Origin of the sequence: Nostoc sp. 'Peltigera membranacea cyanobiont' 210A (assembly GCF_002246015.1) — a bacterium.
In the GTDB taxonomy this organism is placed as follows: Bacteria; Cyanobacteriota; Cyanobacteriia; order Cyanobacteriales; family Nostocaceae; genus Nostoc.
The window spans coordinates 1-9,302 of the sequence record NZ_NOLJ01000018.1; the positions used below are offsets into that span (position 1 = coordinate 1).

At 43.8% G+C, this 9,302-nt stretch carries 6 protein-coding genes and 1 pseudogene; 3 read left to right on the top strand and 4 right to left on the bottom strand.

Annotated features, from left to right (window positions below):
* Positions 1 to 265: 265 nt before the first annotated feature.
* Both CDG76_RS34590 and CDG76_RS34595 read right to left on the bottom strand, forming a co-directional pair.
* Positions 266 to 1,438: a peptidoglycan-binding protein gene (locus CDG76_RS34590; RefSeq protein WP_094353343.1), complete on the bottom strand. Its 1,173-nt coding sequence runs from the start codon at positions 1,436 to 1,438 to the stop codon at positions 266 to 268.
* A 285-nt stretch (positions 1,439 to 1,723) separates the two neighbouring features.
* Positions 1,724 to 2,791, bottom strand: coding sequence for a DMT family transporter (locus tag CDG76_RS34595; protein ID WP_094353344.1), 1,068 nt, complete (start codon positions 2,789 to 2,791; stop codon positions 1,724 to 1,726).
* Positions 2,792 to 2,922: 131 nt separating this feature from the next.
* Here CDG76_RS34595 and CDG76_RS38865 point away from each other — a divergent pair, with 131 nt between their 5' ends.
* Both CDG76_RS38865 and CDG76_RS34600 read left to right on the top strand, forming a co-directional pair.
* Positions 2,923 to 3,165 (top strand): hypothetical protein, encoded by a 243-nt coding sequence (locus CDG76_RS38865; RefSeq protein WP_223265521.1) that lies wholly within the window; start codon positions 2,923 to 2,925, stop codon positions 3,163 to 3,165.
* 5 nt (positions 3,166 to 3,170) lie between these two features.
* Positions 3,171 to 4,076: an amino acid ABC transporter substrate-binding protein gene (locus CDG76_RS34600; protein ID WP_094353345.1), complete on the top strand. Its 906-nt coding sequence runs from the start codon at positions 3,171 to 3,173 to the stop codon at positions 4,074 to 4,076.
* 412 nt (positions 4,077 to 4,488) lie between these two features.
* Here the strand turns inward: CDG76_RS34600 and CDG76_RS34605 are convergent.
* Positions 4,489 to 5,523, bottom strand: a pseudogene (locus CDG76_RS34605) (bifunctional sterol desaturase/short chain dehydrogenase); the annotation flags it as partial.
* A 110-nt stretch (positions 5,524 to 5,633) separates the two neighbouring features.
* On the opposite strand from CDG76_RS34605, the gene CDG76_RS37975 reads away from it, so the two are divergent.
* Entirely contained in the window at positions 5,634 to 5,780 is a 147-nt protein-coding gene (locus tag CDG76_RS37975) for a hypothetical protein (RefSeq protein ID WP_190241078.1), read from the top strand.
* A gap of 553 nt (positions 5,781 to 6,333) precedes the next feature.
* On the opposite strand, the gene CDG76_RS34615 is transcribed toward CDG76_RS37975, so the two are convergent.
* The coding region (locus CDG76_RS34615) for an efflux RND transporter permease subunit (RefSeq protein WP_094353385.1) at positions 6,334 to 9,302 on the bottom strand (2,969 nt) is incomplete at its 5' end.

The window sequence follows — 9,302 nt, forward strand, 5'->3', positions numbered from 1 at the left end:
CAATCTTACATAATTTTTTCATCACTCTTGCCAGATTTCTTGGTTTTCGCACTATCCCTCAAGCTCAACGTGCTTTAGCCAATCAAATTCAAAAGGTTTTTTCTTTCTTTGTATGAAACCACCCTGCCTCTTCGCTTGCGGGGAGGGGGTTGGGGGTGGGTTTCTTGTACCTCACTCAACTGAGAACCGCTATATAACCTTTTCCAAAATCCAATTCCTAATTAAAAATGCACAAAGCGAGAAGTATTGGGTACACTACCAATTTCTATGGTTGTGAATCACCATCGGAATCTTCCTGTAGACTCTGTTGCTCCGGCAAGTCACGTATTCGTATTCGATTCATCTGAGTTAAAGCATATCGTGCTGTTGCTTGCACATCGGGATCTGGGTCTTCTAGCGCATGGTGCAACATCTGACTCATTTGACCCATCATGTCATAAACGCGCGTCAGGTCACGGATCGCATTTTGCCGCACTTGTGGACTTTCATCTTGAATTGAAATTGCTAAAGCACGGTTCATTGGTTTGAGTGTGCGGATGCCAATTTCTGACAAAGCTGCCAAGATTAAGCTACTTTCTTGAGAGTCAGCATCAATTATCAGGTCAACCAGATGTGGAATTGCCCGCGAATCTCCCTGCTGACCCACATCCCAAATAGCCTTGCGCCGCTTGGTTGGGTCAGAACTGCGTAAATCTTGAATTAATTCCTCCACGATATTGAGTTTAGCAAGACGGGAAGTTTTTTCTGGTAGCAGTAATTGTGTGGAAAACGTTGGTGGTGGAGGTGTTTGTAAACTAGTGACAGTCTCCACTAAAGGTGGTGTAATCGGTTCTTTGTTAGCTTCACTCAAACTTTTAGGCTCTGATATTTCGGACTTTTGCACTTGCTTGACCTTCTGAAACGACCTCAGCAGATAAAAAAGTGCGCTAGTACATCCTAAAACTCCAATGGCAAATAGTAACCACCAGACAAAACCTCTCTCAGATGCTTTGGGATTTGCAGAAGTCGGAGCAATAGAGGTAACTATTGGGGAGGTAACTTTTGGAGAGGTAACTATTGGAGAGGTGACAAACTGCTTTTTAGCCTCTATTGCTGCTTGGAGTTTCACCTGAGTCGCCGGGCCAGCAATCCCATCTAATTTTAAACCCTTTACTTTCTGGAATTTAGCTACAGCGATTTCCGTACTGGCGTTATACTGTCCATCTACTACACCCCTGTAGTAACCCAACTGCTTTAATTGGGTTTGTAGTCTCTGCACATCTGATTTTCGACTACCATATCTCAAAACAGCCGGACTAGCAGTAATTGTCGAACTAGCTTGTGCAAGTTCTAAAATTTCAGGTGCTAGGTTAGGTGTAGCTGCACTTGAGCGATTTGGGTAAAAACCCACGCAAGAAAAACAGGTAAATATCAGAATTGAGGAACGGCATAGCCTCATATTGCAAGTTCCAGCCTGAACGTGCTTTTCAAATCTTCGATACCACAATAGCTTCTAGACCACCAAATGTTAACTGTCATTTTTAATTGGGAATTGGGAAAAAGGAGGCAGGAGGCAGTGTTTCGACTCCCTTCTCTACGAGAGGCTGCGCCAACGACTACGCTCAGGGCAAGTCGCTCAACAACCAGGCAGAAGTTCTTTAATTTTAAATTTTAAATTTTGAATTTTGAATTGATTTCTCCCTCATCCCCTACTTAATTACTAATTAAGAATTATTTTAACAAGTTAGGGTAATATTTCTGGTTCAGATTCTCTAACTGCTAGGCTTATGGGGTTCAATTTTTTAGCAGATGCTTCTAAAACTGGTTGCTGTATATTAGCTATCTCGCCGACAGTAACTGTGTCGTTTTGTCCTCCTAAAGTATCACGTTGGTTAATGAGATAGATGCTGATTAAAGTGAGAAATACTCCTACCCACTGCAACGGACTGAGGACTTCTGAGAGGAAAAGATTGCCGAATAGTAGCGCAAAGACGGGTGTCAGGAAGGTGAGAGAACTAAGACTCGTAAGACTGCCACTAGAGGCAAAGTAGAAGAATAACCCATAAGCGATCGCACTGCCAAATACGGTAGCATAACCCAAGGCGATGAAATCAGATCCTCCCAGATTTTCCCACTGCTGGGATTCAACAACTGATGAAATTCCCCATAGTGGCAATCCGCCCAAAATCATGTGCCATCCTGTAGCGCTTACAGGGTCAGCATGTCGGCATACAAACCGAATCAACACTGTTCCCACTGCCATTGATAGTGCTGCTAACAGCATTAACCACTCGCCACTAGCAAATAAATCTTGCCAGTTGCCGATTGTCATATTTGCGCCTGAGTCGAAAAAATGTAAAATCCACTCATCAGGTAAGCCAATTAAACTAATGCCTGTGACTCCCAAGCCTAGCCCCAGCCATCCCCAAAAACCAATGTGTTCTTGGAATAGCCACAACGACAGCAAAGCAACAGCCAAGGGTTGCGAGTCAATCATCACAGACCCTAACCCTGCACTAGTTCTGACTAATCCCTCTGCCAAAAAGCCTTGAAACAGCGTCCCATCTACTAGGGCAAATAAGGCAATCCACAGCCATGCAGCCCAACCCTTCGGCTGGGGTTTACCCATGAATGCTGCTGCAATCAGAATTAACATCCCTGCTGGTATCAGACGCACACCTGCCATGAATAGCGGTGTGGTATGGGGTATGACTCCTTTCATGGCTACCATTGCCGTCCCCCATAGGAAAAAGGGGGCGATTAACAATAGGGGGGCGAAGGGGAGTCGAGATGCACTGAGTTTCAGTTGCATGGGTTTGCTGATGCCTTTCTTTGTTTAACAAGCGCAAAAATTGCTTTACCCAATTTTACCGAATTATGTAGTTTTGCGTAGACATCGCCTTTGGTGAGTGCTTTGCACCATCGCGTAGCGTCTTAGAGACGGTGAAACTCTCCAGCCTGAGCCTAGTACCACAAGGCGGAAGTCAAAAGTTAACACTGAGCGTTCGTGCAGCGTCTTGCAGAGAAGTCGAAGTGTCAAAAGTCAAAAGAATTAATTGTATTCCGAGCTTCTTGCGCCGTTTGAAATGGTATGTTTATTTACGCCATGCTGTACTAGTGCGATCGCTTGTACCAGAAATACGCTGTAAATCAGATTTGATTTTTGAAAAAATTACCTACTCTTAAAGCTTATGTTTGAAAAAATTGCTATCCCTATTTTAAGTCTGATGTTTGCAATGCTCATGTCGAATGTGGTAGCTGCTGAGACTGTAATGAAAAAAGTCGCCAGAACAGGAGTATTAACAGCTGGTACTAGTAGAGATGCGCTACCTTTTGCCTATGTGGATAGTAAAGGAAAGTTAAATGGCTATTCTGTAGACATGCTAATTCTGATTAAAGAGCAATTAGAAAAAGAAACAGGAAAAAAAATTAAACTGCAATTAGTTAGTCTTAGCCCCTCTGAGCGGATTCCTAAAATAGTTAATCAAGAAGTTGATATTGTATGTGATGCTAGTAGTTTTACATGGAAGCGAGATAAAAAAGTAGATTTTTCTGTCAGCTACGGTGCAACTGGAACCCAATTATTAGTTAAGAAAGGAAGTAATCTAGGTTCTCCTGAATCACTTATTGGTAAGCGAATTGGTGTGCTGGCAGGAACCACAAATGAGCAGGCGATCGCTCGTGTACAACCCAAGGTTAAGCTAGTATATTTTAAAACTAGGGCAGAGGGATACACCGCTTTAGAACAAGATACTATTGATGCTTTCTCATCCGATAGCATTCTTTTAGAGGGATGGCTGCAACAGCAAAAAAATCCAGATGCTTTTGCGATCGTACCCGATCGCCCCTATTCACGAGAAGGTATCGCTTGTATGGTGCCAGAAAATAACTCCAAATTCTTGGATACAGTCAACTATTCTCTGGTTAAGTTCATGCAAGGATTCGTCAATGGAAATCAGCGATATGTCACTATTTTTGACCGTTGGTTTGGATCTCAAGGCTCTGTAGCGCTCAATCGAGATTTACGCGATTTGGTAGTGGAAACTATGCAATTGGTCATAGAATTTCGTGAGGAAATTCCTAAAAATGACCTGTGATATCATGTTCGGTTGATTACTTATTAAACCCGAAGAACCCCACCCCGCCAAAGCTATGCTTTGTCTCCCCTCCCCGCAGGCGGGGAGGGGATTAATATCATGTTCGGTTGATTACTTATTAAACCCGAAGAACCCCACCCCGCCAAAGCTATGCTTTGTCTCCCCTCCCCGCAGGCGGGGAGGGGCTGGGGGTGGGGTGCAATGACTGTGGAAATCATAACTAATTATGCGAACATGATATGATATCATGTGCGGTTAAAGACTTATCATTAAGACCATTGATGAATTGCCCCTACTACTTTGTTAACATAGTTTTGATAGTTTGTAGTAAGCACTTTAGTGCTTAGAAAATAAGGACTAAAGTGCTTACTACAAACTCTCAATTTAAACTTGAAAAACTACTACCTGAAAATCATTCTTTTCGACTATTGTTTGCGTCAGTCCTTTTCGCTGTTCGGCTGAAGACTCGATAGTATAGTGACGTACTAGTTTCTTTTAAGGGAAACAGCAGATAGGTGAGAGGATTTATTGCCACAATAATATTTCGGAAGTCACGCCGTGCCAAAAATAAGATCGCACGAGCAACTTGCTGTGCAGACATCACTCCATAAGGATTCAGTTGACTCTTAAATGGGCCAAGAATTAACTTGCGAATTACACAATCCCCATCTAAACGCTTGAGCGTAACAATATCTCCTAACGCTCTTTTGCTGAGTTCATAAAGTGGACTCAGTGCTGGAGAAACCTCAGCCTCAGAAGTGTTTACCCAGATTTCCTTGGTTGCTTTTGCTTGTGGGCCTGTTACAGTTGTCGAAAATATATCTATCAACCGCAATGCTGAAAAGGTATTCACCTCATAAGAGGAGTTGATAGCTTCCGGTGTGCGGCTGGCGTAGACATTGATTCCGTGGTTGATAATTAAAATATCTACTTTCTCTAAACTATCCTTCAGATTGGCTTCGTTGCCCAACTGCCAGGAAACCACCTTTACCCCAACTTGCTCTACTAATTTTTCTGGATTAGTGGTTAATGCTACGACTTTAGCATTATTTTTGACAAGTTCAGCCGCCAACGCTTGCCCCAACGCTCCTGATGCTCCGGTTAAAGCGATGGTTTTACCTTTAAGAGACAGTCCTGTGCCCAGAATTTTATCCACTAGAGGAAAGACACCACTGTAGTAGGCATTAACATCATCAAAATGATGCCGCCAATGGTAAGACCGATTCACCCACCAAATGGATGGAATTGTCTCTAAAGGGCCGGGTAGGTGGTTGTAATCTGTATCAATTTTTCCTTGAAAATATCGCACAGACGCGCCATACAAAAAGGTACAAGCGTAAGCTACGCCCAGCCATAACCCCATTTGCTGGACAATTAAGGCAACGACTACCAACACCACCAGCAGTAGACTCGATTCTAAAATGTCGTGATAAAGCTGGGATTCTTCGGGTTTAAATATTACTTATATTTTTTGCAACTTGTCTTTGCGTAGGCGTAGCCCGTCGTAGACATCGCTTTTACGAATACCTCCCAATACCGTTCGGTTAAGGTTTTTTGATGAAAATTATAAATCACAAAGACGCGATAAATCGCCGTCAAGACAAAAGACTGATTATTGTAGAGACGGCGATTTATCGCGTCTCTTGCCTTAACCAAACAGTATTGGAATACCTCCAGTCATTTGATATTTGTAGCTATTCTTAAGGCGGAAGCTGCTACAGACTGCGCGAAACACTGAAACGTGAAGACAGAAGTTACTACAGGGAAAGCAGAAACTGCTACAGATTGCGCGAAACACTGAAACGTTAAAGCAGAAGTTACTACGGGGAAAGCGGAAGCTGCTACAGATTGCGCGAAACACCGAAACGTTAAAGCAGAAGTTACTACAGGGAAAGCGGAAGCTGCTACAGATTGCGCGAAACACCGAAACGTGAAGGCAGAAGTTAATTTTTAACTTGCTTAAGTTTCCATTAAACCTGGCTATGTGAAAGTCAACTGGGATATCTTAACCAATTTGTAATTTGGCGGACATGATATAAGTGGGCTTTGCTAAACAAAACTACCTTACTCGTGAACAAAGTTTTTGTATGGAATATTCTTGTTCATATCAAAAGCCCCCTACGGCTTTAGAATTAGCTTGTAGAGGGCTTTTGAATATTTAATAAAGGCTTAATAAAAATCCTATTTTTCCCAGAATGAATCGTTGAAACACGACTGAACAAATGAACCAAGCGTTATTTGTTCAGTCGAGAGAGTTTCAAATTGGCTGTTTGCGCCAGCTGCGTTTTTTCAGCTTAGTTTGCCAAGACTCCATGTAGGTGTAGAAAACGGGCGTCAAATAAAGTGTGAGAAACTGCGAGAACACTAATCCCCCAACTACAGCTAAACCGAGGGGACGGCGTGTGTCTGCTCCGGCTCCCAAACCAAGGGCAATGGGTAGCGTACCCATGAGTGCTGCCATTGTAGTCATCATAATTGGGCGGAACCTCACTAAGCAGGCTTCGTAGATAGCTTCATAGGGCGTTTTACCGTTTTGACGGGCAATAATCGCAAAGTCAACCATCATGATCCCGTTTTTCTTCACAATGCCAACTAGCAGGATAATGCCGACGAAGGCGTAAATATTCAAGTCAACTTGAAACAGCAACAGGGTCAGTATTGCCCCAAATCCAGCGGAGGGTAAGCTAGAAAGGATTGTCAGTGGGTGAATGAAGTTCTCGTAGAGAATCCCCAGCACGATATAAATCACCAAGATGGCCACTAGCAGTAGCAATCCTAAACCCTGAATTGAAGATTGAAATGCCTGGGCTGAACCTTGGAAACCTGTACTAATAGTAGGTGGCAGGGTTTGACGGGCGAGTTCCTCAATTTTGCCAGTGACGTTACCGAGTGAAACTCCTGGCTTGAGGTTAAAGGAGAAGGTGACAGATGCTAGTTGCCCTTTATGGTTAATAGTCAGCGGCCCCACATCTTTGCTCAAAGTTGCGACAGCGTTGAGAGGTACAAGTTGTCCGCTAGGGGCACGAACTGAGAGTAAATCTAGAGCATTGGCATTTTGTTGATATTTTGGTTCCACGCCCATAATTACTTGATACTGGCTATCGGGGGCGTAGATGGTAGAAACTTGGCGAGTACCATAAGCATTACTCAGGGCAGTTTCAATTTGATTGGCGGTCAAACCTAGAGCCGAAGCTTGGTCGCGGTTGATGTCTACTTTTATTTGGGGATTCTTGATTTGCAAATCGCTGTTAACATCTTGTAAATCTGATAGCGATCGCAATTTCTCTTCTAAAGCTGGAGCATACTGGTAAAGTTCCTGAATATTGGGAGTTTGCAGAGTAAATTGATACTGTGCTTTTGTCTGTTGTCCACCGACATTAATAGCTGGGGGATTTTGTAAGAATACCTTGATTCCAGGCACAACTGACAACTTCGGTCGGAGTTCCTGCACAACTTCATCAGCACTGAGATGGCGCTCATGGCGTGGCTTGAGTTCGATTAAAATTCTGCCAGCGTTAGCAGAAGCATTGGGCCCACCAGCCCCGACACTAGAGTTGATAGAATCGACATTCGGATCTCGGTAAGCGATCGCAGCTACAGCCTGTTGATGTTTTACCATCTCATCAAAGGATATATCTTCTGATGCCTGAGTAGTTGCCGTAATTTGTCCGACATCTGCGTTGGGAACAAACCCTTTAGGCACAATGATAAATAGATATACTGTCGCTACAAGAATCGCTCCCGAAATCACCATCGTTGTGCGATGATACTTGAGTGATTTCTTCAAACTCCAATCGTATCCGCCCAATATCACATTAAAAATGTTTTCTGAAAAGTTGTAGAGACGACGGTTAAAGTTTTGGATTTTAGATTTTGGATTTTGGATTTTGGATTGGGAATTAAGAATTTCTCCCCCTGCTTCCCCTGCTTCCCCTGCTTCCCCTGCTCCCCCTGCTCCCTCATCCCCCTCACTCTCTTCCTCATGATGAGGTGGACTCAAGAATCTGGAACACAGCATTGGCGTTAAGCTCAGAGAAATTACGCCAGATACCAAGATTGCAACGCTGATAGTAACGGCAAACTCACGGAAAAGTCGCCCCAGAATACCTTCCATGAAAAGTATCGGGATAAATACTGCTACTAAAGAAATGGTCATAGATAAAATTGTGAAACCAATTTCTTTAGAACCATTTAGGGCTGCTTCCATCCGGCTTTCACCCATTTCCATGTGGCGGACAATGTTCTCCAGCATAACTACGGCATCATCAACCACGAAACCTACTGAAAGGGTTAACGCCATCAGCGACAGGTTATCGAGGGAGAAGCCGAGCAACACCATGACTCCAAAAGTAGCTACTATCGAAAGCGGTACTGCCAAACTGGGAATGACTGTTGCAGAGATATTGCGGAGAAACAGAAAGATAACCAGCACCACCAGAGCGATGGTGAGCAACAGCGTGAATTGTACATCATCCACCGACTCGCGAATTGACTGGGAGCGATCGTAGAGAATATCCATGTTCACAGCCGCCGGAATCTGTGTCCGAAAGGTGGGTAACAGTTTCTTGATTGCATCCACAACTTGAACAGTATTAGTTCCCGGTTGGCGCTGAATTGCCAAAACGATCGCCCGCACGCCAGAATTTTGGACTTCGGCTCCGCTCAGTCGAACGATTTTAGATTTTGGATTTTGGATTGAGGATTTCTCCTCTGCGCCTTTACTCTCCTTCTTGACAGGAAAATACCAACTCGCAATCTTATCATTTTCTACGCTGTCCAGAACTTGACCTAGTTCACCTAACTGCACTGGTGCGCCGTTTTGATAAGCCACATTTAGGGAGCGATAGCTGGCGGCATCGTTGAGTTGACCGTTAGCTTGGATGGTAGAATTCTGCTGTTGACCGTAAAGTGTCCCAGTCGGTAGATTGACATTTCCATTAGCGATCGCATCAGCTACTTCATCAATTCCTATTCCCTTTACACTCAGCGATTCGGGATCGAGTTGAATTCGTACCGCGTACTTTTGAGAACCAAAAACCTGCACTTGCGCCACCCCATCTACCATTGATAGACGTTGTGCCAGCAATGTCTCAGCATACTTGTCTACAGTTGACAGGGGCAGAATAGAAGAATTCAGGGAGATATAAAGAACTGGTTGATCCGCCGGATTTACCTTTCGGTAAGATGGCGGATTAGGCATATTAGTCGGTAACTGCTTTGCTCCCT